The organism is uncultured Candidatus Puniceispirillum sp., assembly GCF_963979125.1.
Classification (GTDB): Bacteria; Pseudomonadota; Alphaproteobacteria; order Puniceispirillales; family Puniceispirillaceae; genus Puniceispirillum.
The window spans coordinates 1-24,111 of sequence record NZ_CAXBVX010000021.1 but is presented as its reverse complement, the minus strand read 5'-3'; the positions used below and the strand labels follow the sequence as shown (position 1 = coordinate 24,111).

The following is a 24,111-nucleotide window of genomic DNA, read 5'->3' as shown; positions in this document are numbered from 1 at the left end:
ATCATGGTGCTCCATGGATGCCAACGCGGCCAAGAACATGATATGCGCGTATATCGGCTGACGCCTGTTCTGAATGATCTGGAACAATTAAGCCGGTGGCGCCTATTTGCCCAAAATGCCAATGAAACGATGCCAGCTTTATTGCATCTGGATACTGGTATGACCCGACTTGGTTTTGATCCAGATCAGACTGACTGGCTCATTGAAAACAAACAGGCCTTGAACAATCTGGACATCACATATGTTATGAGCCATCTCATTTCAGGCGAAATCACCAATGGTTCAGCCAACAATGTCCAGAAAGCACGGTTTGACGAATATCATAGCTTTTTTGCCGGCATGAAAGCCAGTCTGGCCAATAGTGGCGGTATCTTTTTGGATACAGATTTTCATTATCAGATGACCCGCCCGGGCATAGCTATTTACGGTGTTCACCCTTGCGGCAAAGACTATGCCTTGCAACAAACCGACGGTTTGAAACCGACGGTCGCTTGGCATGCCCGCATTATTCAGGTTCAAAACGCACCGGCTGGCGCAATGGTTGGTTATGGTGGTACGCATAAATTAACCCGTCCATCACGCATCGCAACTGTGGGGATTGGCTACGCAGATGGCTATCATCGCAGCCTTGGCAGTAAAGCTTACGTGAACATTCTTGGACACCGTGCACCTGTCATTGGCCGTGTTTCCATGGATAGCATTACGGTTGATGTTACCGACATGCCCCGAAACATCATGCAAAAGGCCGAAACGGTCGCCTTACTAAGCGATTTATACAGCATCGAAGACATGGCAGATGATGCCAGCACAATTCCTTATGAAATTCTCACAGGCTTAAGCCAGCGCGCGAACCGACGATATGCAGATTACCTATAGCCAAAAAGGGCAAACATTGTCATAAATAACCGTCGCAACGTTCTACCAAGGTGACTGATTTATGACAGGCTTTGTGCGTAATATCGGCCACGCCGTACTAAATTTTCTGGCGTCACTTGGACGTATAACGCTGTTCACCTCGGCAGCTGTTCGCTGGTCTTTTTTTCCGCCCTATTATTGGCGCCAATTATGGCGGCAAATGCTTGATATAGGTTACTATTCATTACCCGTCGTTGGTTTGACAACGCTGTTTTCGGGAATGGTTTTGGCCTTACAATCATATACTGGATTTGCGCGCTTTTCTGCTGAAGATACCGTTGCAACCGTTGTCGTTCTGTCTGTGACACGCGAGCTTGGTCCGGTTCTAGCCGGATTAATGGTTGCCGGAAGGATCGGCGCATCAATGGCAGCCGAGATCGGCACCATGCGCGTGACTGACCAGATTGATGCCCTCGACACGCTTTCAACCCGCCCGATGCAATATCTGGTTGCCCCACGTATCATGGCGGGAACCTTGTGCTTGCCATTTCTTGTGTTGATTGGCGATATAATTGGCGTGTTTGGCGGATATATTGTTGGCGTCTATAGGCTAGGATTTAATCCGTCAGTTTATCTGTCACGGACATTGGAATATCTGGAAATTTCCGACATAACCCTTGGCTTGGTCAAGGCCGCCGTATTTGGGTTTCTGATTGCCTTGATGGGATGTTATCATGGCTATTATTCAGGACGCGGTGCCGAAGGTGTTGGTCGCGCCACAACAAACGCCGTCGTGTCTTCGTCAATCCTGATATTGATTTCTAACTATCTTGTCACTGCTTTGTATTTTGGAGTCTAAATGATGACGACACCAAAAATCGAACTTGCAGGCGTTACCAAATCATTTGATGGCAAACAAATTTTACGCGGTATTGATGTTTCCGTCGATGCACAGGAATCACTTTGCATCATTGGCACTTCGGGATGCGGTAAATCCGTATCTCTCAAATGTCTGCTTGGACTGATAGTGGCAGATGGCGGATCAATCAAAATTGATGGACAGGAAATACTGGGCGCAAACCGAAAAAAACTAGAAGCCATCCGGCGACGCTTTGGTATGACCTTTCAGTTTGGCGCGCTGTTTGACTCATTACCAATATGGCAAAATGTAACCTTCCGGCTGGTCCAGAGCCAAAAAATGTCACGCGATGACGCTAGGCAGATAGCCAAAGACACAATTACCCAACTTGGCCTTGCCCCTGACGTAATTGATCAATATCCAGCCGAATTATCCGGTGGTATGCAAAAACGCGTGGCGTTGGCGCGCGCAATTGCCGACAAGCCTGAAATCTTGCTTTTTGATGAACCAACATCTGGGCTTGATCCTATAACAGGCGGCGTTATTGATAGTTTGATTATTGATGCTGTCAAACGCCTTGGTGCAACAGCCATTACCATTAGCCATGATATGGCGTCTGTACGGCGGATTGCCGACAAGGTCGCGATGATACATAACGGCGTCATTATCTGGTGCGGGTCAGTCGCAAAAATGGATGATAGCGGCATTCCCGAAGTTCACCAGTTCGTTCATGGCCTTGCTGATGGTCCCCTGACAAGATCAGCGCAAAAGGCAAATAATTAATGGCACGATCATCGGTTAGCTTTGTTTGTCAGCAATGCGGCGCAATATCTCCAAAATGGGCAGGCCGATGCGACGATTGCGGAGCATGGAACACGCTTGCCGAAGAACGCAACGAAGCCCCGTCTGGCCCAGGCAAACGCGCTCAGGGACGCCGCATATCACTTGAAGCACTTGATCTACCCCCCAACACCAAACCTTTACCACGGCATCTATCACATATTTCTGAATTTGACCGTGTGTCTGGCGGTGGACTTGTTCCCGGATCGGCAACATTAATTGGTGGTGATCCGGGTATTGGCAAATCAACATTATTATTACAACTGGTATGCAAACTGGCATCGGGCGGGTTGAAAGCTGCCTATATTTCCGGCGAAGAATCAGCCGATCAAGTGCGTATGCGTGCGCGGCGTCTGGGATTAAGCGATACCAATGTGCAACTAGCAACCGCGACAAATGCTAGTGATATTGCAGCATCACTTGGGGGTGCTGATGGACCTGACGTCATTGTTATCGATTCGATTCAGACGATGTATCTGCCAACATTGGATTCGGCACCTGGCACAGTCTCTCAGGTACGTGCCACCGCACAGGAATTGATCCGATCTGCAAAACAACAGGGCGCCGCCTTGTTGATTGTCGGGCATGTGACCAAAGACGGCGCCATTGCTGGCCCCCGCGTGCTTGAACATATGGTGGACTCGGTGCTGTATTTTGAAGGTGATCGATCGCATCATTTCCGGATTCTACGCAGTGTCAAAAACCGTTTCGGTGCCACGGATGAAATTGGTGTTTTTGAAATGGTCGAAACCGGACTTGCCGAAGTACCGAACCCGTCCGAGCTGTTTCTGGCTGACCGCCGTGACGAAGTCACTGGTGCGGTTGTCTTTGCTGGCATCGAGGGAAGCCGTCCCCTTCTTGTCGAGATTGAAGCCTTGGTTGCCCCTTCATCACTGGCGTCACCAAGGCGGAACGTTGTTGGCTGGGATAGCAGTCGTCTTGCCATGTTGACGGCGGTTCTGGAAGCGCGATGCGGGGTACCGTTATCAGGTCGGGATATTTTCCTGAATGTTGCTGGTGGTATGAAAATTTCCGAAACTGCCGCAGATTTAGCGGTGGCGGCAGCATTGATCTCATCGGTAACAGGGCGGCCTGCCCCAAAACGAACCGTATTTTTTGGCGAAGTTGCACTATCGGCCGAATTAAGACAGGTGGCACAGGCCGAATCACGTCTGAAAGAGGCAGCAAAACTGGGTTTTGACAATGCCATTATGCCGCGTCCACGCAAAAAACTATCAACGTCATCAAAAATATCTGTTGCGCAGCCATCTACGCTCGCAGAGCTAATTGACATTATGGGGGGAATGACATGATGCTAGTATCTATGGAACCGCACTACCCTTTTGGACCCAAAGATGTTTGATTTTTCTGTCCTAAATCTAGTTGATTATGCAGTGCTCGTTGTATTGCTTGTATCGGCGTTATTTTCAACCTTGCGTGGCATGACCCGCGAATTTCTTGGCATTGTCGGCTGGGTTATTTCAGTCTTTGTCGCCAAGCTAAGCGCGCCTGCGCTTGAGCCGCTAATATCCGACATCATCAATGTTGAAGGGCTAGCAGCTGCCTTGTCTTGGGCATTACCATTCGCCATTACCGTCGTCGTCTGGTTTGTGATAGCAAGCCTGATGTCACCTAGCTTGAAGCGGGCTGGTCTGGGGAGTCTGGATCGATGGCTTGGTGTCATTTTTGGGGTTGTAAGAGGCTATGTCATTGTCCTTATCGCCTATATGACAGCCGTTGTTGCCCTTGATGGTGAAAGCAAACTACCTGACATCGTAACTGAATCGTATAGCACACCATATATGCGGCAAAGCGTGCATAGTCTGTCCGGTGTGATCCCTGAGGATATGCGCAACCGCCTGCTGGAAAACGTTCCTTTAGATAGTAGCACTGACGATAAAGAGCTTATTGATACTGATAAAGCCCCATTATCTGATGTCAGCGAAACAGCAAGTGATAAACTTGATCTATTAGCTGACGAGGTCGAAATGACTGAGTGACCGCGTTATACTGTCTATCTGCTTCTTGACGGTCAACAGGTTAAAGGGGATAACCTGACGCTCAATATGATTGCGCGTTTTAATAGGAAAATTGCATGACCGGTGTTTCCACGAATCCATTTGACGACGACCATTTTCACGAAGAATGTGCAATCTTTGGTATTTTTGGCACACCCGAATCGAGCGTTCATACTGCCCTGGGTCTTCATGCACTTCAACATCGCGGGCAAGAGGCATCAGGGATTGTCAGCTTTGATGGCAAACATTTTCATGCTCATCGCGGTGTGGGACATGTTGGTGAAAATTTTGATGCCAATTCAGCGCCAATGCAGGCTCTTAAAGGCCATATTGCAATTGGGCATAATCGTTACTCGACAACAGGCCCATCCGAAGTACGCAATATACAGCCCTTTTCATCCGAGCTTGCCTTTGGTGGCTTTGCACTAGCACATAACGGTAATTTAACCAATGCCGCGCGTTTGCGGGCATCGCTTGTTGAAACTGGTAGCCTTTTCCAGTCATCAACCGATACAGAAATCATCGTTCATCTGGTCGCTAGGTCACACCAGCAAGGCGTCAGCAATCGATTGATCGACGCGCTGAAACAGATTGAAGGGGCATATTCATTAGTCTGTATTGCCGACGACATGATGATTGGCGTTCGCGATCCGCATGGCGTGCGCCCGCTTGTGCTTGGCAAGCGTGATAATGCCTATGTGCTTTCATCCGAAACATGTGGGCTTGATATTATTGGCGCCGAATTTATCCGTGATCTTTTGCCTGGCGAAATGGTTGTCATTGATAAAAATGGCATCACATCAATAATGCCATTTCAGGAACAGCCCTCACGCTTTTGTATTTTTGAATATGTCTATTTTGCCCGTCCGGACAGCATGCTTGAGGGGCGCGGCGTTTATCATGCGCGCAAATCGATTGGTGCCGAACTGGCTGCTGAGTCACATATTGATGCTGATCTGGTCATTCCTGTGCCTGACTCAGGCGTGCCTGCCGCGCTTGGTTATGCGCAGGCGGCAAATATACCGTTTGAACTAGGCATCATCCGCAACCACTATATCGGACGTACCTTTATCCAGCCAACGCAGAAAGGCCGGAATGACTCGGTCAAGATGAAGCATAACGCCAATCCGGCGACGGTTTCTGGCAAACGTGTGATACTGGTTGATGATTCGATTGTACGCGGCACCACTTCGCGCAAGATTGTATCAATGATGCGTGCCGCAGGTGCCACCGAAGTCCATATGCGCATTGCCAGCCCACCAACGATAAACCCTTGCTTTTATGGAGTGGACACGCCTGATAAAGATCAGCTTATTGCCGCCCATATGACTGTTGATGAGATCGCCAAGGAAATTGGTGCTGACAGCCTCAGCTTTGTATCAATTGACGGCCTGTATCGGGCGATGGGCGAAGCGCGCCGTGATACCGACAGCCCACAATTTTGTGATGCCTGTTTCACTGGCGATTATCCAATTAAGCTGGCAACAGGCCTATCGGCAAAGCGCGTTTCACATGGCGTGATTAACTAATACGGGGGTAATTAACGGCGATGAGCAATCAAGACCTTGATGGCAAGTTGGTGCTAGTGACAGGTGCAAGCCGTGGTATTGGGCGTGCTGTGGCCATTCTTGCCGCGCAAGCTGGTGCCGAACTGATTATTACTGGCCGCACCACAGGCGCGCTGGAAGAAACCGACGATGCTATTAAATCAGCCGGAAGCAAAGCAACGATTGTTGAGTTGGACATGGCTGACACACCAGCTATTCCAAGACTGGCTGGCGCCATTCAAAGCCGATGGGGACGGCTAGATGGCCTTGTTGCCAATGCGGGCATGATCGGCCCCTTGACGCCTGTTTCACATCATGAAGAAAGCGTCTGGAACAACACCATATTGATCAATCTGACCGCGCAATGGCACCTGATAAAGGCGATGGAGCCATTGCTTCTGCAAAGTGACGCGGGGCGCGCCATTCTGGTATCTTCGGGGGCGGCAACTAACCCACGCGCTTTCTGGGGCGCCTATGCCGCCTCAAAAGCAGGCCTTGAGGCATTAGGCACATGCTGGGCGGCGGAAACCGAACAGACAAATTTACGTATCAATATGCTTAACCCCGGCGCAACGGCGACACGCATGCGCGCGTCTGCTTTTCCGGGCGAAGATGCCAGCACGATCCCCGCACCCGAGGACATCGCCCCTGCTTTCACCACGTTGCTTAGTCCGGCCTGTCAAATACATGGCAAAGTTATGTCAGCGCGGGAAATGCTTGGTCTTTAAAATTATATTTCGCGGTCTTAGCGCATCCTGAATCGAAACGGATCAAGCGCATGTCGTATATCGCGTGCCAACGAAACTGGCATGTCTGCGATCTCAGCCGCCAGCATATCACCAAGTAAAGGCGCAAAGGTCATACCACGTGCGCCTAATGCCCCAAGACAATAGATGTGATCAGCAAGATGCCCCATGATCGGGTTGCGATCCGGCGTGCTGGCACGCTGGCTCACGCGTCCGGTAAAACCACCTGAAACATTTGAAGCATCTATCAACCCAGCCATACCTTTAGGTAACAAACCAACATTATGGCCATGCCCTTCATCGGTGACGGCCATTGCGGCGGTGCGGTCAAATGTGGCACCAAGCTCATGAAATCCCTCATCTACTGGGGTAAGATAGCCCCCAAAACTCAATCCTGCTGTCAATGGTTTCAAGCCTGAATTTGATGGAATATGGCTGACCTGACCTGAAGTAATTTCAACCGGGATGCCGCTTTTGTGCATTAGCTTCAGAATATCGGTCATATCCGCCCCGCCAGCCAGCACAACAGCTTGATAGGTTATATCCCTATCATCATTCATATGAAACGTCTGGTCATCCAGCCGGCTGACATCAGTTACCTTTGTTGCCAATGCCAAAGCCGCCCCCTTGGCAAGGCGTTCAACATATTTTACCGGATTAATAATACGGCCATAATCATGCACCGCCCCCCCAAGAGGAAGCGCGATACCAGAAAGTGCTGACGCTTCGGTGGCATCAACAAAACGCATCAAACTAGTGGGCCAGAATTGCCGTCTGAATTTATCTTGCCGAACTGCCTCGCGATGCGGCCAATCAAGCGAAATCACCTGTTTGGCAACGCTACAATCCAGCGTATCAGATAATCTGGCCGCAAAAGACAGGCATAAGGTTGATAGCTGACTAGCAACATTATGATCGACAGCCAAACGCGGGCTTTGCACCGCCATCCGATTACCTGATGCCCCATGCGCCAATCGCTCTGCACTATCAAAGATAGTCGCTGCAATACCGCGCCTATTAAGGCCTGCCGCAATTGAGGCTCCGGCTATACCACCGCCAATAATCGCAACCTGTTTGATTCGGGTTGACGTTGTAACCTTTGGGGTAACGAGCGGCTTTTGACCTGTCAGCATATGACGTTTGCGACCAAATCCGGGACATTTTTCAACAATGAATCCAGCATCCTGAAGCGTATCTCGAACACCACTTGCCACGGTAAAGCTAGATATGGTGCCGCCTTGACGCGTCAAACGGCCAACATGTGCCAACGTGTTTTTGTTCCACATCGCTGCGTTTTTGGCTGGACTGAATCCATCAAGGAACCATGCGTCAGCGCGAAAATCCATCTTTGCCAGCATGTCCTCGGCCTGCCCATAAATCAGATGCAAGCGCACCCTCCCATCAAGCAAAGGCACCATATGCGTCCCATGCCAGCGTGGTGGCAAAGCGTCACGTAGCGCTTTGGCATAGGCGGCCACCTCGCCAAAAGGCGCATGCGCACGTTCGAGATCATCGACCTCAAGTGGGCAGGCTTCAAAAGAAATATAATCCAGCTGAAGCGCGGGAAATTTATGCATCTCCGCCATTACTGCCAGCAGGTTTAACCCTGTGCCAAAGCCCGTTTCAGCAATTGTGAAATGGGATATGTTTTGCAAACGAACGGGTAAATTATTCCCACCAAGGAATACATGGCGGCTTTCCCCCAGCCCCCCTTCAACCGAAAAATAGACGTCATCATAGCTATCGGCACGTATAACATTATCACGCCAGCTAATCTTGGCTTCGGCAAGACGATAGTCCGCACCATCATGCATATGTAGATTTTCGCTCATTATGAACCAATATATTAATCAATAAAATGATGCCGTAATACAAACAAAGCTAAACTTTAGTGATTACGGTTAACTATTTATTATACATGATTGGATAAACTAACAAACGTAACTAACATGAGGGCTGAAAGATGCTTGATCGGATTACGTTGTCCGTTTTTAAACAATTTGTGAATGTCGGCAAAATCACTATCAAGATTGCAGACAAAAAACCTGTTACATGCCTTGGAAATCATGACGGACCCGAAGTCATGGTCAGATTACGGTCAAACCGCGTTTTTCGCGAAATCGTTATGCGTCCTGATTTGGCCATCGGCGAAGCCTATGTGAATGGCAATCTTACAATCGAAAATGATGATCTTGATTCCCTGATGCTGTTTTTGATGTCTAATCACAAACATTGGTTGATGCATTGGGCAGGACGGTTAAGTCTGGCCGTAAGCAACCGATTTGCTTTTCTACGGCATAGCAATTTGGTACGAAAATCCAAACGCAACGTAGCGCATCATTATGATCTGAAAGACAGCCTTTTTGACAATTTTCTTGACCCAAGACGGCAATATTCATGCGCCTATTTTGACGAGAACACCAAAACAATCGAACAGGCGCAGATTAATAAACTGGCACGCATTGCCGCTAAACTTAACCTACAGCCCAAGCAAAATGTTCTGGATATCGGATGCGGCTGGGGTGGCCTAGCCAACGCGCTGATCGATTGCGTCCCTGAAACACATGTAACTGGCATCACCTTGTCTGAACGCCAGCTTGATTTTGCCAATAAACAGCGTGATCTAAGCGGCCGACAGAACCAGCTTGATTTTCAATTACGTGACTACCGCCATCAAACAGGCAATTTTGACCGTATTGTTTCGGTAGGCATGCTCGAACATGTTGGTCCCGGAAACTATGATACCTATTTCAAAATGGTTAAAGACCTTCTCAAACCAAAAGGCGTTGCCATGATCCATTCGATTGGTGTGTATATGCGTCCGCATCCTTGTAACCGCTGGCTGGCAAAATATATTTTCCCAGGCGGTTATCTGCCTTCACTTGAACAGATACTGACAAGCGTTTCCAAACAGGGGCTAAAAATACTTGATGTGGAAATCATGCGTGACCATTACGCGGAAACCTTGCGCGAGTGGCGCCTACGTTTTCGCGCCAATATTGATACTATTCGCAACGAATATGACGATCAGTTTATCCGTATGTGGGAGTTTTATCTTGTCGGTTGTGAATATTTTTTTCGTGTGCAAGAAGGTATGGTATTCCAGTTTCAGCTAGCCCACGATCATACCGCTGTGCCGCTAGCGCGAAACTACATAACCAATCAACAGGAAATTTATAGAGACATATTGTGCAAGACACCTCCTTTTGGAAACAAAAACAGCTAAACGAAATGTCATCCTCAGAATGGGAGTCATTATGTGATGGCTGTGGAAAATGTTGTGTTCTAAAGCTCGAAGATATTGATAGTGGTGACGTTTATTACACCGACGTTGGATGCAAATTACTGAATTGTGAAACGTGTGTATGCACAGATTATAGCAATCGAAAACAGATCGTTCCTGATTGTGTAATTTTGACACCGGACAATCTGGCTGATTTAAAATGGATGCCAAAAAGTTGCGCTTATCGACTGATTTTTGAACAACAAGACCTACCTGAATGGCATCCATTGGTGAGCGGTGATAAAAATAGCACACGCACATCAGGCAATGCGGTTGCGGGGCGTATTTATTCCGAAAAGGACATTCCCGAGAGTGATTTGCCCAACCATATTACCGAATGGTAGGTAGCCTAGCGTGCATGACGCCGACAATATAACGAAAGGAACCTTGATGAGCCGGACCATGTGGATTTTAGCAGCTTTATTGGCGACACTTTCAATTGCAACAATCTGGCATAGTGAATCAGGGCAACCTGATCCAAAATGGACCTTATGCAAAGAATCGCTGTTCATACAGATTTTTACGGGCGCATGCACATTGAAATTTGATGGAAAGCAAACAGCTTCCTAGCTTTGAATTACGCTATGCTGACGCTCCAAAAGCGGCGCGCCATTCAGCATCATCCATTCCCTTGATTTCCTCACGCAATCCTGCACCTGACTTCATGCCACGTAAAACTGCTGGGCGTTCAATCATACGGATACGCCACGCCGCCACATTGGGATAATTTTCGATTTCAACATTTTGGCGAGCATGTGTCCGCGTCCATGGAAAAATTGCTATATCGGCAATCGACAAAGCATCACCCGCAACAAAATCTTTGCCTGCAAGTTGGGTATCAAGCACGCCATAAAGACGGTTCGCTTCGGCACTATAGCGTTTTATGGCATAAGGCAGTTTTTCCTTAGCATAAAAATTAAAATGATGTGCTTGTCCAAGCATAGGGCCAAAACCACCCATCTGCCACATAAGCCATTCCATAACTGTTTTCTGACCATGCGTATCATCTGGCATCAAAGCGCCGGTCTTGATTGCAAGATAATGTAAAATTGCCCCAGACTCAAACAGGCTAACAGGGCCATCGGCACCATCATGATCGACAATAGCTGGTATTCGATTATTTGGAGAAATCGCCAAAAAATCAGGCGCAAATTGTTCGTTATTATTGATGTCTATCATATGAACATTATACGGCAGACCAAGCTCTTCAAGGGCTATTGAAATTTTCTGTCCATTCGGGGTTGGCCAAAAATATAGATCAATCATCAGTTAATTCCTTATCAATTAGGATGGTCTGGAGATCATTTAAAAACACAAAAAATAGAATTCATACATTTATCGACGTAAATGCTAGCATAGGAGAGTCCTAGGCATATATAACGTTAAGATCAATCTACGCCAAAATCTGAATTGTGAGAAAAGCATGTTTTTTACCCCTGGGACACATAAAAACGCTGGCCTGCATTATAATCCGTTAAAAGCGATTGTAGCGCCACGACCAATAGGCTGGATTGCCAGTCGTGGAAACGACAAAAGCCTAAATCTTGCGCCTTATAGTTTTTTTAACGCTGTCGCTGAATTACCACCTATGGTGATGTTTGCGGCTGGATCTAATCCTGATGGATCAGACAAGGATTCATTGCGTAATGTAAAAGAAACGGGCGAATTCACTGTCAATATTGTGGGGGCAGCTCACGGGAATGCGATGAACATCACCTCAGGCAGTTATGCCTATGGCTCAAATGAATTTGAACTGGCCAATCTAGGCATGGTCGATGGTGAAACTATCAATGTGCCACGTGTGGCAAATGCGCCTGCCGCGCTGGAATGCACTCACTGGCAAACAATTGTCTTACCTGCCGATGATGGCGCGCATCCCTGCTCTATGGTTATTGGCCGTGTTACCGGCATTTATATCGACGATGATGTAATCGTCGATGGTAAAATAGACAATACGCTGTTTCAGCCCCTCGCGCGGCTTGGCTATAAAGACTATTCAAAAGTTACAGAATTGTTTGAAATGACCCGCCCGACAACAACAACCTAAGGCTAGCGCAGAACGCAACTCGAAACGATTACCGTGACATAGCCGCGCAAATCTGCCTTGATGTAATTTAGCTTAAGCACCCATTCTTCAGCCGGAATTATGGTCTCAAGAGGTAAAACGCCTTCGATAATTTTCTGACCATTCAAAAAAGCATGTCTGACCCGAACAGGTGATGTGGGATTAAACCAAGGCGTTTCACGTTCTGATTTTTTGCCAGCTTGCCCTTCAACAAACATATTCAGGCCACCACTGAATAGTTCGAGTTTGGATTCAGGTCCTGCATAAAGCGGTGTTGCCACCGCTATGTCATGTCTGGCAACTTCACGGCAGTTAATCGGTTCACCCAGGCTTTTGAGTGACGACATTATTTGTTCAGGGGTAACACCGCGGGCAATTTGTTTGGTAATGATGGACCGCAATTCAGCCTGATTACCTCCGATAAGATCGGAAGTTTTCTTTTTGGCGTTATTTTCGGCAATAACGCGTTCAAGATCCTGAACCTGTGTGGTTAGGGCATCAATGCGTTGGTTGTTTTCATAAATAACTAAATCGGCTTCTGCTTGCAGACTTGTCTGCTCGGCATGTCCCCACAGCCAGCCAACCCATAGCACACCACCGACAACAATAACGCGTGCCAGAAACAGTATCCAGCCTCGCATTTCTTGGCGACGATAACGCTCTTGTGTTTCGAAAAAATCCATAAAGTGCCTTTGGCATAAAAAACAACTGCAAATCAATACAACAATATAGCATAAAGGCCAATATAGCGATGAACATGCGCTTGAAAAATCATTATCCTGTCGGCAAGATATGCTTATGCCCAAAATAAAATCTATTACCCCCCCCTCTCCTGAACCTCGTGCATGGCAACGTATGCTAAGTGGCCGTCATCTTGATATTTTGAATCCCTCACCAATGGATATCGAAGTTGAAGATATTGCTCATGGTCTGGCGCGTGTAAGCCGCTGGAACGGACAGACCAAAGGCAAGCATCTGTTTTCGGTCGCCCAGCATTCCGTCCTTGTTGAACGTCTATTGCGTCACAATGCGCCAAAAATCGAACAGAAATGGCAGCTAGCTGCCTTGCTGCATGATGCGCCGGAATATGTGATTGGTGACATGATTACACCATTCAAATACGCCCTTGGTGGTATTTATCACGATATTGAAGATCGTCTGGAAAAGGCAGTGCATATCCGCTTTGGATTGCCCCCTGTATTGCCTGAACATATTGTGCGGTCAATCAAACGCGCTGACCGCATGGCGGCATGGCTTGAGGCCACACAGCTTGCCGGTTTCAGCCCAGAAGACGCGGCAAAAATCCTGTCAAAGCCACGCGGCATTTTTGACATTAAACTTCGCGCACAGTCAGCCAATGATGCCAGCGCCGCTTTCCTGCATCGCTTTTCAATTTTGGGTGGCCGAACAAAATCAAAATAGCGTTGGCAACGCACCTAAACGCCAGACGCCAGCTTATCCCGTAATACATAAAAATTAACCTGATACTTTGACAGGTCGTGATACTTTGACAGCCGAATTATCACGTTGGCTTTTTCGGGCTTTGCGCGCTTTGGTTATATCCTTGGCTTGCCCAAGCGTCATACAATCTGGACAGACGCATTTACCTGCCAGATCAAATCTTTGCCGCAGATTAGGTAGTTCCATGCACCAGCAATTATCTTTGCCCGGAGGGGCGCCGCAATTAAAGCTTGTGCCACATATGTCGCATATCAGTTTGTCCATGTCCTCCTCCTAGTGTCGCTGACATGATCAATGCCCGTCATGACAGGCTAAAATCCTAAATCCAATTCAGTAATGCTGTCCATATGGTTTTGGGATCTAAATATCAGTCATTCGATCAGCACAGGAATTTTGCCTAGCATGGTCGGTTTTCTTTGCATCATTTCGCAACTGACGTTATCACATAGCGACTTGTCGTCAGCTAGGCACGGCAAGCGATGCGAGCGTGATGGAATGGTAGACATAACGGACTTAAAATCCGTGGGCCTTAGGCCGTGGGGGTTCAAGTCCCCCCGCTCGTACCATGATTTTTTAGCCAAACGATAAGAATAGTCTTTTATCGCTTACCTCTTAAAAGCGCACATCTGACCACACCATTCTAAAGCCTTGAAAGTTCGGCTTACCTGACGACCGCTTTGGTCTTTTGCAACGTCTCAGCATTATTATCGTTATCATGTGGCAAATGCACTAGCTTCAGGTTCAAATCCTTTATCGCCGCGTCTGGCGCAAACATATATTGCATGATGTTAGCAAACGGGAACGGTCTATCCGGCACGGCGCTCAGCCGTAATTGCCCACTATCTCTGATAAATCTATCCAGTGGCGGCGTTAAATCCCTAGCGCTATTTGGCAGAAAACTGCTCAATGCCGATTGCATCATCTTGATAGTCTGATCGCGCGCCACATTATAATCAACATTCTGTTCGAGTGCTGACATCTGAAGCGCGGCGTTAACAGCCCCATAATCGGTAAACATTATTGACATATCATCAAGCGCAACATCCACAAAGTCATCTGGCTCCAGATCATATGCGTCAGACATAAACAGCTTATCATAGCTATCCACTGACATTTGCATACCAAGCTGGGCATCAAGATTACCGATTCCCTTCATTGTGGTGTTCAAGGTGATATCGGTAGATACGACCCCGTTCCTGATTTCATTCACCTGCGTTTGCGTCATATTAAGCGTCAAGTTCTGCTCGCCTGTTGCGGCGATGAATTGGGCAAAAGTCCCTCTATTTTGCAAGGGCGTCAGAATCATATTTTCGACCTTCGAGCCAAGTTTTCTTAAAAAGGGATCACCATTGGCAAGGGCGCCAAATGTGAATGGCATGCTGGTAATACTATCAATCGTCATCGACATGCCGTGAGCCGAATAAGCCATCCCGGTCAGGGTAAATTTTGATGAATCAGTGATCGCGCTCATATGGGCTGAATGGTTTGAAAGATCTGAAAAAACGCCTGGTGCCATATCCTGAATAAACATTGTTTTGATGCTCAACGGCAAATCATCAAAATAAACATTTTTCATCCGCAAAAGTTTAATCACGTGATCTGGTGTTCCGGGCTGTCCGGATGAATCAACCTCCACCTCATCAGCTGTCAACAACCTATGATCATCAATGAAGATCGCAACATCCTGTATCTCGCCATTTAAATTGCGGTTATCAAACGAACCTGATGAAAAGGTTACTTTGACATCATCTTCCAGATAAACCGTTACCTGTGCCTGTGCCGTACCCACCATTGCCCACATGGCCATGCCCCCAAAAAGCGCATATCCAATTTTTTCAACCATAGCCATTATTCGCATCCCAATCTCCAATCAACAGCAAGGCACCATTAAATTTTCACAATGTTAAACAGGTAATTATATCTAAATTATGGCAATTCCCTCTTTTCGATGTTTATTTACAAAATAACTATCTGCCCCCATATCTATAATGAACACCTCACCTTGAAACGCCATTATGGGCATATTTAATGTTCTTTTTCCCCTTATTTGATGACAATCCTACTGGCCGACGCCCGTTTGTATCTTGGACAATACTGATTTTATGTATTTTGGGCTTTTTCTGGCAACTCTCACTGACTGGATCAGCCGCAAACCATAGTCTTTATCAACTTGGCTTTGTCCCAGCTCTTGTTCTCAGCGACGCGACACTGCCGTCTGAAATAGTGCTGGTGCCAGCATGGATGACAATTTTCACATCAATGTTTCTGCATGGGGGATGGATGCATATTGGTGGCAATATGCTGTATCTCTGGATTTTTGGTGACAATGTTGAAGATGCGATGGGACCTGTAAAATTCATCATCTTTTATGCGCTTTGCGGTGTTGCTGCCGCTTTTGCACAGGGTATGATTGACCCCGAATCAACAATACCGATGATTGGTGCCTCTGGCGGCATAGCTGGTGTTCTAGGTGCCTATATCATGTTGCATCCAAAGGCTTCGGTGCGAACCTTTATGTTAATTTTTGTATTTTTCCGTTTTATCAACCTACCAGCATGGCTGGTGCTTGGCGTCTGGATCGCCGGACAATTTGTTGCTGTGCCACAGGCTTTGGCTGGCAATGAAGGTGGCGTTGCCTATATGGCACATATTGGGGGGTTTCTGGCTGGAATGGCGCTTATTCCACTTTTCAAAAATCGCAATATTGCCTTGTTTGACCGTGCCTTACCCCCGCAAAGATGGAGCGGCGAACCAATTTCTTTTGCCACTATCAAAAGCGAAGCAAAGCAACGATATCGCCGCGACCCGCTGGGATCGCGCATTCTCTCAACACCCTCATCTAAACCAACAAAATCTGGTTCAGTGCCGGGTTTCAAACGTCCCTCGGATAAAAAATCGCCTTGGGGCTAAGCACAAATCAGGCCGTATCACCTGGCATCACTATTTGGGCAGTCACACCCATTTCAAAAACCGCGGCGGCAATATCCTCGGCTGCTTTGCCAGCGACAAGCGCATCAAGCCCGCTAACAACAACGGCAGTGCCAAAATTACCTGGTTTGAACCACGGATAACTTCCGACACTGATACCGTCATACTGACTTTGAACGCGCTCCATAATCGTGGCTATATTGCCCTCACCTGAACTACATTGAACTGTTATGCGCGTCATCATCACGCCACCAGGCAATCTTGCACGAAGCCCTTCAAACATGGCTTGTAGTATGGAGGGCACCCCGGGAAGCACATGAACATTATGCAGAATGAACCCGGGGGCTGCGCTTAGTGGGTTATCGATCAGATCAGCATCTAATGGAATATCTGCCATTTTCTGACGTGCCGCATTAAACTCCAGATCGGTATTGGCATAATGCTTAAGCAAGACCGCTTCCGCATCCGGATGCCGTATCACAGGCTTATCAAACGCAGCCGCAATCGCTTCGGTGGTAATATCATCATGCGTTGGACCAATACCACCACTTGTAAAAACCAGATCATACTCAGATGACAGCTTTTGCACTGTAGTGATTATGGTGTCACGAATATCGGGAATAACGCGCGCTTCGCATAAATCAATGCCTTGTGCAAATAGCTGCTCGGCTAACCACCCGATATTTTTATCTTTGGTACGACCAGAAAGAATTTCATCACCAATAACGATAATAGCGGCGGTTGGATTTGACATTTTATTTTCCAGACTAAAACACAAAAGAAGACGGCAAAATTATCTGAACGTCTTTATACATACTTTAGGCTAAAATGCAGACGCAAAAAACCATCACTTCGCCTTACCATGGCTTTACATGCAAACCCTATTTCAGACTTGGCATTGTGGCAAAACGGGTTTAATAGCAACAAAAGCTCTATAAAACTGCTGTGATAATCAGGAGACATGAAATAATGCGCACCGAAACGGTAATTCAGCATGGCAAAGACGGCTTTGCCAAAATGCGTGACGCTGGCCGTTTAGCCGCAAGCGTACTCGATATGATTACCCCACATGTAATTGCTGGCATTACCACTGGCGAACTCGATAAAATCTGCCACGAATATATCGTCGCAAATAACGCTGTCCCCGCCCCTCTCAATTACAAAGGCTTTCCCAAAGCCACCTGTATTTCGTTGAACCATGTTGTTTGTCATGGCATCCCCGGCGACAAAAAACTCATTGACGGGGATATTCTGAATATTGACATCACCGTTATTCTGGATGGCTGGTATGGTGATACCTCGCGTATGTTTTATGTTGGCACCCCTTCTGTAAAAGCCAAGCGCCTGACAGAAGTCACCTATGAATGCCTGATGCGCGGGATTGAGGCGGCACGGCCAGGCAATACGCTTGGCGACATTGGTCATGCTATCCAATCATATGCCGAAGGGTTACGCTTTTCTGTGGTGCGCGATTTTACTGGTCATGGACTTGGCCAGGTTTTTCACACATCACCCACTGTTTTGCATTATGGCGATCCAAAGACGGGCATGACATTGATGCCTGGTATGATTTTTACAATCGAACCAATGATTAACGCTGGCAAACATGATACCAAAATTCTGAATGATGGATGGACAGCTGTCACGCGTGACAAAAGTCTATCGGCACAATTCGAACATTCGATTGGCATTACCGAAGATGAACCGGAAATCTTCACTTTATCGCCAGCTGGCTTTTCATTACCGCCTTACAATGGCTAAAATAACTAATGACTAGATTAACGGTTTTTTAGTTCTTTTGTATTATGCCTATGTATATGGGCACAACAGACTCACATGACGCGGAAAACAGAAAACCGCACCAACGCATCGACAAAGACCTTGGCAAGGCGGGTCACCGCAAACGCATGCGTGCGCGCATTCTTGATAAGGGCGCTGACAGTTTGACTGAACTCGAATTGCTCGAGGTTATGTTATATGCAGGCAATGCCCGTCGAGACACTAAGCCACTGGCAAAAAATTTAATCAAAAAATTTAAATCATTATCTGGCGTTCTGCGTGCCGAAACCCATGCATTGCGAACGGTTGATGACATGGGAGATGCCTATATCGCAACAATCAAACTGTTCGAAGCTGTTGGTATGCATGTGGCGCATTCTCGGATTAAAGATCAGCCCATTTTAACCAACTGGGTTCAGGTACAGGAATATTGTATCAACCGGTTAGCGCATCAGCCAATTGAACATTTCGTTATATTATGCCTTGATAATCAAAATCGGTTGATCGCCGAGGAAACGCTTTCAAAAGGCACCGTTGACCAAACCTCCGTCTATGTTCGCGAGGTGGTCAATGTTGCGTTAAAACATCACGCGCAATCAACAATAATGCTGCATAATCATCCAAGCGGTGAAGCCGAGCCATCACCCGCAGATATTGAAATGACTGCGGCCATTCAAGACGCGCTCAACATTATGTCTATTACCTTGCACGATCACTTGATCGTCGCAGGAAAGCAATGTGTCAGCTTGAAAAACCTTGGGTATCTGTGACCTATGTAACCACGTAAATTCAACTTACTGCCCACTGGTAATATCGTCGATTTTCTTTTTCGCCTTCCGCGTCATCTCACCTGCATTGCGACTTGCTTTCAACAAGCTAGGTCGCGCACTGTCCAGCGCCTTATGTGCCACTTCACCTGCTTTTTTCTGCACCGCAGGATTCCGCGCGGCTGTCATCAATGCACCTAAAATCAACCTTTTTATCAGCATCTTGTGTTTCCCTACCAATATTAACCACAAATTGTGGTTCTTGGCTGGCTTTTCCAGATATCAAATGTTACAACCACACTTCCTACAACGCAAAGGATTTTAGACGAATGATTCCGCGGTATTCCCGACCGGAGATGACCTCCATATGGTCAGAGCAGAGTAAGTTCCAAATTTGGTTTGAAATAGAAGCTCACGCATGTGATGCGCAAGCGCAATTAGGGGTTATACCCGCCGCCGCCGCCGCCGCTGTCTGGAAGCGTGGCAAATTCGATATTGATCGCATCAATGAAATCGAACGTGAAACCAAACATGATGTTATCGCATTTCTGACAAATCTTGCCGAATATGTTGGTGACGAAGCGCGGTTTGTGCATCAGGGCATGACGTCATCTGACGTGCTTGACACGACACTTGCAGTGCAAATGACGCGGGCTTCCGATCTTATGCTTTCTGGCATCGACCGCCTGCTGATAGCGCTGGATAAGCGTGCCAAGGAACATAAATATACCCCAACAATTGGGCGTAGCCATGGTATTCACGCCGAACCAACGACCTTTGGCCTGAAGCTGGCAACATTCTATGCTGAATTTAAACGCTGTCGCAAACGCTTGGAACAGGCACGCGAGGAAATAGCGACCTGTGCTATTTCGGGCGCGGTTGGCACCTTTGCCCATATCGACCCATCTGTTGAGCAACATGTTGCCGATAAAATGGGGTTACATGTAGAGCCTGTCTCAACGCAGGTCATTCCCCGTGACCGACACGCCATGTTCTTTGCGGTGCTTGGTGTTATTGCCAGTTCTGTTGAACGGCTAGCTACCGAAATCCGCCATATGCAAAGAACCGAAGTGCGCGAAGCCGAAGAATTTTTCTCGGCTGGCCAAAAAGGGTCATCGGCGATGCCGCATAAACGCAATCCGGTGTTGACTGAAAACTTGACTGGCATTGCCCGAATCGTGCGGGCAGCCGTAACCCCTGCGCTTGAAAATGTTGCGCTTTGGCATGAACGGGATATTTCACATTCATCCGTCGAACGTGTATTTGCTCCCGATGCAACTGTGGCGCTTGATTTTGCCTTGCACCGCCTTTCAGGCGTAATAGAGAACCTTTTGGTTTATCCTGAGAATATGCAGGCCAATCTCGATCAGCTAGGTGGGCTTGTCCATTCACAACAAGTTCTTCTTGCCCTCACTCAAAAAGGCGCAAGCCGCGAAGATGCCTATACGATGGTGCAACGTAATGCGATGCAAATCTGGGCTGATGGTGGCAGCTATCTGGACAAACTGAAAGCCGATGATGAGGTCGCAAAATTTCTATCGTCTGATGACCTTGAAGCTTTATTCGATCTTGACCAGCATTTTCAGCATGTTGACACTATTTTCGACCGCGTGTTCACCTAAGGAATAGCCATGACAAACGCCCCATCAAACACGCGTAAAATGCTTTATGAAGGCAAAGCAAAGGTCATCTTTGAAGGGCCTGATGATGGCACCTTGATTCAATATTTCAAGGATGATGCCACCGCCTATAACGCCCAGAAAAAGGACGTTATCAAAGGCAAAGGCATTTTAAATAATTATATCAGTGAACATATCATGCAGGCCGTTGGTGCAATGGGTATTCCAACGCATTTTCTGGCGCGGATCAATAATCGGGAACAGCTCATAAGGCAGTTGGAAATTGTCCCTATTGAAGTGATTGTTCGTAATGTAGCGGCTGGATCAATTTGTAAGCGCCTTGGCCTTGAAGAAGGTGAAGAGCTTCCACAGACATTGATTGAATTCTGTCTAAAAGATGACGCCCTTGGTGATCCGGTCATTGCACCTGAACATATTTTTACCTTTGGCTGGGCAACGCCCGAAGAACTGGAAACAATCTGCGAAGATACCTTGCGCATTAATGATTTTCTGTCCGGTATGTTTCATGCGATTGGTGTAAGGCTGATCGATTTTAAACTGGAATTTGGCCGTATCGAAATTGACGGTGACATCGAAATCATTCTGGCTGACGAGATCAGCCCCGATAATTGCCGCCTGTGGGACATACACACCCATGAAAAAATGGATAAAGACCGGTTCCGCCGTGACCTTGGCGGCTTGATCGAAGCGTATCAGGAAATAGCAAACCGTCTTAATGTCAGCATACCCGATATCAGCAAAATTGACTCATAAACCATAACAATATTCGACCCAACCAAATCAATCACAATCAAAGGCAGATAGATGCAAGTCGTTGTAAATATATCGCTAAAAGAAGGGGTTCTTGACCCGCAAGGCCGCGCCATTGAACATTCTCTTCGCGGACTGGGCTTTCAGGAAGTTAGTGAAGTGCGCGTTGGCAAACAGATAACGCTTGATATTGACGAAGCTGATCCTGCACGGCTTCACCAGCGTGTGGCACGCATGTGCGAAACATTGCTGTCAAACACCGTTATCGAAGACTACGTCATTGAAATCGTGGAACAGGAATAGGCCGTAGCATGAGCATGTCAGCAATGCGCGTTGTAATCGCCGTTTTCCCCGGATCAAATTGTGACCGCGATATGATGGTCGCCATGGAACAGTTGACAGGTCGCCGTCCGCAGCTTGTCTGGCACAAGGAAACCACCTTGGATCCGGTTGATTTGATTATCATTCCGGGCGGATTTTCATTCGGTGATTATCTACGTTGTGGTGCTTTGGCTGGCCGGTCACCTGTGATGGACGCGGTGATGGATCATGCCGCACGTGGCGGCGCTGTCCTTGGCGTTTGTAATGGCTTTCAGGTACTGACTGAAACTGGCATGTTGCCCGGCGTTTTACTGCGCAATGCAGGTCTGAACTATGTATGTCGTGACACACGCATAAAGGTTGGCGACACCATCGCATCCCCATTCACCAGCGGTCTGGCCGTTGGTACCGAACTCACCATTCCCGTTGCCCATAATGAGGGCAACTATTTTGCTAGCGACGACGATCTAAACCGGCTCGAAGATAATGGCCAGATAGCCTTCACCTATGTTGAAAGCGATATTCACGGTCCTGCAAATCCGAATGGCGCGGCCAAAGACATTGCGGGTATCGTTTCGCCCAATGGTCGCGTTATGGGCATGATGCCGCATCCTGAGCGTGCCATGACCCCTAGCATAGGCGGCGGTGATGGTGCGTTACTATTATCAACATGTCTGGAGGCACTGGCATCATGAATATGGACACTGACATGATGACCTTTGAACATGCCGCCTCTATGGGGCTATCCGAGGATGAATGGCAACTCATCACGAAACGGCTTGGACGCGTTCCAAACCTATGCGAGTTGGGTATTTTTTCGGCGATGTGGTCAGAACATTGTTCGTATAAATCGTCTAAACGCTGGCTCAAAACCTTACCTGTTGATGGCGCGCATGTTATAGAAGGGCCTGGTGAAAATGCGGGCGTTGTCGCCATAGGTGACGGGCTGGCGGCGGTCTTTAAAATCGAAAGCCATAATCATCCATCCTTTATCGAACCCTACCAAGGCGCGGCAACGGGTGTTGGCGGCATTTTGCGTGATGTCTTTACCATGGGCGCACGCCCTGTTGCCTTGCTGAACGCGCTACGCTTTGGCGCGGCTGACCATGAAAAAACCCGTCATTTACTAAGCGGTGTGGTTTCGGGCATTGGCGGCTATGGCAATTGCATAGGCATTCCAACTGTGGGTGGCGAGGTTAATTTCGACCCATCCTATAATGGCAATATTCTGGTAAATGCAATGGCTGTTGGCCTTGCCAATAGCGACCGTATTTTCAGATCAGCCGCAACGGGAGCTGGCAATCCGGTTATTTATGTTGGCGCGAAAACAGGCCGTGATGGCATTCATGGCGCAACCATGGCATCAACCGAATTTTCCGATGAGACCGAATCCAAACGTCCCACGGTTCAGGTTGGTGATCCGTTCACTGGCAAATTGCTGATGGAAGCCTGTCTGGAACTAATGGCGTCTGATTCTGTACTTTCCATTCAAGATATGGGCGCCGCTGGCCTGACCTCATCTTCGGTCGAAATGGCGTCAAAAGGTGGCCTTGGTATGGAAATCGACCTTGATCTGGTGCCTGCCCGAGAAGAACAGATGAGCGCCTATGAACTGATGTTGTCCGAATCTCAGGAACGCATGCTGATGGTGCTAAAACCTGATGCAACAGATGTGGCGCGTGCTATTTTTGATAAATGGGATCTCGATTTCATGCCCATTGGTCAGGTTACTGACACTGGGCGTCTTATCCTGTTGAAAGATGGTGGCACCGCTTGTGACATTCCTATTGCCCCCTTGGTTGACGATGCCCCTGAATATGATCGCCCACAGGCTGATGTGCCATCCCGTCCGGTTATCAAAACCGCCGATATTGCAGAAACAGGTCCTATCAGTGATGTTCTGCGAAAACTTATGGGAACAAGCGATCTAGCCAGCCGACGTTGGATTTACGAACAATATGACAGTCAGGTAATGGCCGACACGATCGCTGGTCCCGGCGGTGATGCAGGCCTTATCCGCGTTCATGGCACTGACCGTGGCCTAGCTATGACTACGGATTGCACACCTCGCTATGTTGAGGCTGACCCGAAAACAGGCGGCGCACAAGCTGTTGCCGAAGCCTATCGAAACATCACCTCGGTTGGGGCAACACCACTTGCCATTACCAATAATCTGAATTTTGGCAATCCTGAAAAACCGGAAATCATGGCACAACTGGCACAGTCGGTTGTCGGTATGGGCGAAGCCGCAA

26 protein-coding genes and 1 tRNA gene are annotated in these 24,111 nt (G+C 47.7%); 20 read left to right on the top strand and 7 right to left on the bottom strand.

Going from position 1 to position 24,111, the window contains the following annotated elements:
• The 7 genes from alr to ABNT28_RS03820 all read left to right on the top strand — a co-directional run.
• Nucleotides 1-876, top strand: an 876-nt coding sequence (alr, locus tag ABNT28_RS03850; RefSeq protein ID WP_348721037.1) for an alanine racemase, incomplete at its 5' end; no start/stop codon positions are given.
• A gap of 61 nt (nt 877-937) precedes the next feature.
• Nucleotides 938-1,714, top strand: a complete 777-nt coding sequence (locus tag ABNT28_RS03845; RefSeq protein WP_332924149.1) for an ABC transporter permease — start codon at nt 938-940, stop codon at nt 1,712-1,714.
• On the top strand, nt 1,715-2,497 hold the full coding sequence (locus tag ABNT28_RS03840) for an ATP-binding cassette domain-containing protein (protein ID WP_332924150.1): 783 nt from the start codon (nt 1,715-1,717) through the stop codon (nt 2,495-2,497).
• Nucleotides 2,497-3,867: a DNA repair protein RadA gene (gene radA / locus ABNT28_RS03835; protein WP_332924151.1), complete on the top strand. Its 1,371-nt coding sequence runs from the start codon at nt 2,497-2,499 to the stop codon at nt 3,865-3,867. Before ABNT28_RS03840 ends, radA begins: the two co-directional genes overlap by 1 nt.
• 42 nt (nt 3,868-3,909) lie before the next feature.
• Entirely contained in the window at nt 3,910-4,554 is a 645-nt protein-coding gene (locus ABNT28_RS03830) for a CvpA family protein (protein WP_332924152.1), read from the top strand.
• 95 nt (nt 4,555-4,649) lie between these two features.
• Nucleotides 4,650-6,101 (top strand): amidophosphoribosyltransferase, encoded by a 1,452-nt coding sequence (purF, locus tag ABNT28_RS03825; protein WP_332924153.1) that lies wholly within the window; start codon nt 4,650-4,652, stop codon nt 6,099-6,101.
• Nucleotides 6,102-6,121: 20 nt separating this feature from the next.
• Nucleotides 6,122-6,847, top strand: a complete 726-nt coding sequence (locus tag ABNT28_RS03820; RefSeq protein ID WP_332924154.1) for an SDR family NAD(P)-dependent oxidoreductase — start codon at nt 6,122-6,124, stop codon at nt 6,845-6,847.
• 17 nt (nt 6,848-6,864) lie between these two features.
• Here the strand turns inward: ABNT28_RS03820 and mnmC are convergent, their stop codons facing one another.
• Nucleotides 6,865-8,697, bottom strand: coding sequence for an FAD-dependent 5-carboxymethylaminomethyl-2-thiouridine(34) oxidoreductase MnmC (mnmC, locus tag ABNT28_RS03815; RefSeq protein WP_348721036.1), 1,833 nt, complete (start codon nt 8,695-8,697; stop codon nt 6,865-6,867).
• Between the two features lie 131 nt (nt 8,698-8,828).
• Between mnmC and ABNT28_RS03810 the strand changes: the two genes are divergently transcribed.
• Entirely contained in the window at nt 8,829-10,091 is a 1,263-nt protein-coding gene (locus tag ABNT28_RS03810) for a cyclopropane-fatty-acyl-phospholipid synthase family protein (RefSeq protein WP_348721035.1), read from the top strand.
• A gap of 5 nt (nt 10,092-10,096) precedes the next feature.
• Nucleotides 10,097-10,492: a YcgN family cysteine cluster protein gene (locus ABNT28_RS03805; protein ID WP_332924157.1), complete on the top strand. Its 396-nt coding sequence runs from the start codon at nt 10,097-10,099 to the stop codon at nt 10,490-10,492.
• A gap of 238 nt (nt 10,493-10,730) precedes the next feature.
• Here the strand turns inward: ABNT28_RS03805 and ABNT28_RS03800 are convergent, their stop codons facing one another.
• A complete protein-coding gene (locus ABNT28_RS03800; RefSeq protein ID WP_332924158.1) occupies nt 10,731-11,414 on the bottom strand; it encodes a glutathione binding-like protein in 684 nt (227 codons plus the stop codon).
• 157 nt (nt 11,415-11,571) lie between these two features.
• Between ABNT28_RS03800 and ABNT28_RS03795 the strand changes: the two genes are divergently transcribed.
• Entirely contained in the window at nt 11,572-12,195 is a 624-nt protein-coding gene (locus tag ABNT28_RS03795; protein ID WP_332924159.1) for a flavin reductase family protein, read from the top strand.
• 2 nt (nt 12,196-12,197) lie between these two features.
• On the opposite strand, the gene ABNT28_RS03790 is transcribed toward ABNT28_RS03795, so the two are convergent.
• On the bottom strand, nt 12,198-12,896 hold the full coding sequence (locus ABNT28_RS03790) for a hypothetical protein (RefSeq protein WP_332924160.1): 699 nt from the start codon (nt 12,894-12,896) through the stop codon (nt 12,198-12,200).
• Between the two features lie 115 nt (nt 12,897-13,011).
• Between ABNT28_RS03790 and ABNT28_RS03785 the strand changes: the two genes are divergently transcribed.
• Nucleotides 13,012-13,635, top strand: a complete 624-nt coding sequence (locus ABNT28_RS03785) for an HD family hydrolase (RefSeq protein WP_332924161.1) — start codon at nt 13,012-13,014, stop codon at nt 13,633-13,635.
• Nucleotides 13,636-13,689: 54 nt separating this feature from the next.
• Here ABNT28_RS03785 and ABNT28_RS03780 read toward each other — a convergent pair whose 3' ends face one another.
• On the bottom strand, nt 13,690-13,938 hold the full coding sequence (locus ABNT28_RS03780; protein WP_332924162.1) for a cysteine-rich CWC family protein: 249 nt from the start codon (nt 13,936-13,938) through the stop codon (nt 13,690-13,692).
• A 217-nt stretch (nt 13,939-14,155) separates the two neighbouring features.
• Between ABNT28_RS03780 and ABNT28_RS03775 the strand changes: the two genes are divergently transcribed.
• Nucleotides 14,156-14,240, top strand: a tRNA-Leu gene (locus tag ABNT28_RS03775).
• Nucleotides 14,241-14,335: 95 nt separating this feature from the next.
• Here ABNT28_RS03775 and ABNT28_RS03770 read toward each other — a convergent pair.
• On the bottom strand, nt 14,336-15,532 hold the full coding sequence (locus tag ABNT28_RS03770) for a hypothetical protein (RefSeq protein ID WP_348721034.1): 1,197 nt from the start codon (nt 15,530-15,532) through the stop codon (nt 14,336-14,338).
• A 170-nt stretch (nt 15,533-15,702) separates the two neighbouring features.
• Here ABNT28_RS03770 and ABNT28_RS03765 point away from each other — a divergent pair, with 170 nt between their 5' ends.
• Complete coding sequence (locus ABNT28_RS03765) at nt 15,703-16,584, top strand: rhomboid family intramembrane serine protease (RefSeq protein WP_332924164.1); 882 nt, start codon at nt 15,703-15,705, stop codon at nt 16,582-16,584.
• A 7-nt stretch (nt 16,585-16,591) separates the two neighbouring features.
• Here the strand turns inward: ABNT28_RS03765 and ABNT28_RS03760 are convergent, their stop codons facing one another.
• Entirely contained in the window at nt 16,592-17,356 is a 765-nt protein-coding gene (locus ABNT28_RS03760; protein WP_332924165.1) for a molybdopterin-binding protein, read from the bottom strand.
• A gap of 215 nt (nt 17,357-17,571) precedes the next feature.
• On the opposite strand from ABNT28_RS03760, the gene map reads away from it, so the two are divergent.
• Both map and radC read left to right on the top strand, forming a co-directional pair.
• Nucleotides 17,572-18,363, top strand: a complete 792-nt coding sequence (gene map, locus ABNT28_RS03755) for a type I methionyl aminopeptidase (protein ID WP_348721033.1) — start codon at nt 17,572-17,574, stop codon at nt 18,361-18,363.
• A gap of 56 nt (nt 18,364-18,419) precedes the next feature.
• Nucleotides 18,420-19,151: a DNA repair protein RadC gene (radC, locus tag ABNT28_RS03750; RefSeq protein WP_332924182.1), complete on the top strand. Its 732-nt coding sequence runs from the start codon at nt 18,420-18,422 to the stop codon at nt 19,149-19,151.
• 24 nt (nt 19,152-19,175) lie between these two features.
• On the opposite strand, the gene ABNT28_RS03745 is transcribed toward radC, so the two are convergent.
• Nucleotides 19,176-19,370, bottom strand: a complete 195-nt coding sequence (locus ABNT28_RS03745; RefSeq protein ID WP_332924183.1) for a hypothetical protein — start codon at nt 19,368-19,370, stop codon at nt 19,176-19,178.
• 107 nt (nt 19,371-19,477) lie between these two features.
• Between ABNT28_RS03745 and purB the strand changes: the two genes are divergently transcribed.
• From purB to purL, 5 genes are all read left to right on the top strand, one after another.
• A complete protein-coding gene (gene purB / locus ABNT28_RS03740) occupies nt 19,478-20,770 on the top strand; it encodes an adenylosuccinate lyase (RefSeq protein ID WP_332924184.1) in 1,293 nt (430 codons plus the stop codon).
• A gap of 9 nt (nt 20,771-20,779) precedes the next feature.
• Nucleotides 20,780-21,541, top strand: a complete 762-nt coding sequence (gene purC / locus ABNT28_RS03735) for a phosphoribosylaminoimidazolesuccinocarboxamide synthase (RefSeq protein WP_332924185.1) — start codon at nt 20,780-20,782, stop codon at nt 21,539-21,541.
• Nucleotides 21,542-21,592: 51 nt separating this feature from the next.
• The gene (gene purS, locus ABNT28_RS03730; protein WP_332924186.1) at nt 21,593-21,841 is read left to right on the top strand and encodes a phosphoribosylformylglycinamidine synthase subunit PurS; all 249 of its coding nucleotides are present in this window, start codon (nt 21,593-21,595) and stop codon (nt 21,839-21,841) included.
• Between the two features lie 8 nt (nt 21,842-21,849).
• Nucleotides 21,850-22,554: a phosphoribosylformylglycinamidine synthase subunit PurQ gene (gene purQ, locus ABNT28_RS03725; protein WP_332924187.1), complete on the top strand. Its 705-nt coding sequence runs from the start codon at nt 21,850-21,852 to the stop codon at nt 22,552-22,554.
• On the top strand, nt 22,551-24,111 hold a 1,561-nt coding region (purL, locus tag ABNT28_RS03720; protein ID WP_332924188.1), incomplete at its 3' end, for a phosphoribosylformylglycinamidine synthase subunit PurL. The genes purQ and purL, both read left to right, overlap by 4 nt.

Coding starts and splice junctions, on each gene's coding strand:
- ABNT28_RS03845 (WP_332924149.1), top strand. CDS start 938: ATGACAGGCTTTGTGCGTAATATCGGCCACGCCGTACTAAATTTTCTG.
- ABNT28_RS03840 (WP_332924150.1), top strand. CDS start 1,715: ATGATGACGACACCAAAAATCGAACTTGCAGGCGTTACCAAATCATTT.
- radA (WP_332924151.1), top strand. CDS start 2,497: ATGGCACGATCATCGGTTAGCTTTGTTTGTCAGCAATGCGGCGCAATA.
- ABNT28_RS03830 (WP_332924152.1), top strand. CDS start 3,910: ATGTTTGATTTTTCTGTCCTAAATCTAGTTGATTATGCAGTGCTCGTT.
- purF (WP_332924153.1), top strand. CDS start 4,650: ATGACCGGTGTTTCCACGAATCCATTTGACGACGACCATTTTCACGAA.
- ABNT28_RS03820 (WP_332924154.1), top strand. CDS start 6,122: ATGAGCAATCAAGACCTTGATGGCAAGTTGGTGCTAGTGACAGGTGCA.
- mnmC (WP_348721036.1), bottom strand. CDS start 8,697: ATGAGCGAAAATCTACATATGCATGATGGTGCGGACTATCGTCTTGCC.
- ABNT28_RS03810 (WP_348721035.1), top strand. CDS start 8,829: ATGCTTGATCGGATTACGTTGTCCGTTTTTAAACAATTTGTGAATGTC.
- ABNT28_RS03805 (WP_332924157.1), top strand. CDS start 10,097: ATGTCATCCTCAGAATGGGAGTCATTATGTGATGGCTGTGGAAAATGT.
- ABNT28_RS03800 (WP_332924158.1), bottom strand. CDS start 11,414: ATGATTGATCTATATTTTTGGCCAACCCCGAATGGACAGAAAATTTCA.
- ABNT28_RS03795 (WP_332924159.1), top strand. CDS start 11,572: ATGTTTTTTACCCCTGGGACACATAAAAACGCTGGCCTGCATTATAAT.
- ABNT28_RS03790 (WP_332924160.1), bottom strand. CDS start 12,896: ATGGATTTTTTCGAAACACAAGAGCGTTATCGTCGCCAAGAAATGCGA.
- ABNT28_RS03785 (WP_332924161.1), top strand. CDS start 13,012: ATGCCCAAAATAAAATCTATTACCCCCCCCTCTCCTGAACCTCGTGCA.
- ABNT28_RS03780 (WP_332924162.1), bottom strand. CDS start 13,938: ATGGACAAACTGATATGCGACATATGTGGCACAAGCTTTAATTGCGGC.
- ABNT28_RS03770 (WP_348721034.1), bottom strand. CDS start 15,532: ATGCGAATAATGGCTATGGTTGAAAAAATTGGATATGCGCTTTTTGGG.
- ABNT28_RS03765 (WP_332924164.1), top strand. CDS start 15,703: ATGTTCTTTTTCCCCTTATTTGATGACAATCCTACTGGCCGACGCCCG.
- ABNT28_RS03760 (WP_332924165.1), bottom strand. CDS start 17,356: ATGTCAAATCCAACCGCCGCTATTATCGTTATTGGTGATGAAATTCTT.
- map (WP_348721033.1), top strand. CDS start 17,572: ATGCGCACCGAAACGGTAATTCAGCATGGCAAAGACGGCTTTGCCAAA.
- radC (WP_332924182.1), top strand. CDS start 18,420: ATGGGCACAACAGACTCACATGACGCGGAAAACAGAAAACCGCACCAA.
- ABNT28_RS03745 (WP_332924183.1), bottom strand. CDS start 19,370: ATGCTGATAAAAAGGTTGATTTTAGGTGCATTGATGACAGCCGCGCGG.
- purB (WP_332924184.1), top strand. CDS start 19,478: ATGATTCCGCGGTATTCCCGACCGGAGATGACCTCCATATGGTCAGAG.
- purC (WP_332924185.1), top strand. CDS start 20,780: ATGACAAACGCCCCATCAAACACGCGTAAAATGCTTTATGAAGGCAAA.
- purS (WP_332924186.1), top strand. CDS start 21,593: ATGCAAGTCGTTGTAAATATATCGCTAAAAGAAGGGGTTCTTGACCCG.
- purQ (WP_332924187.1), top strand. CDS start 21,850: ATGAGCATGTCAGCAATGCGCGTTGTAATCGCCGTTTTCCCCGGATCA.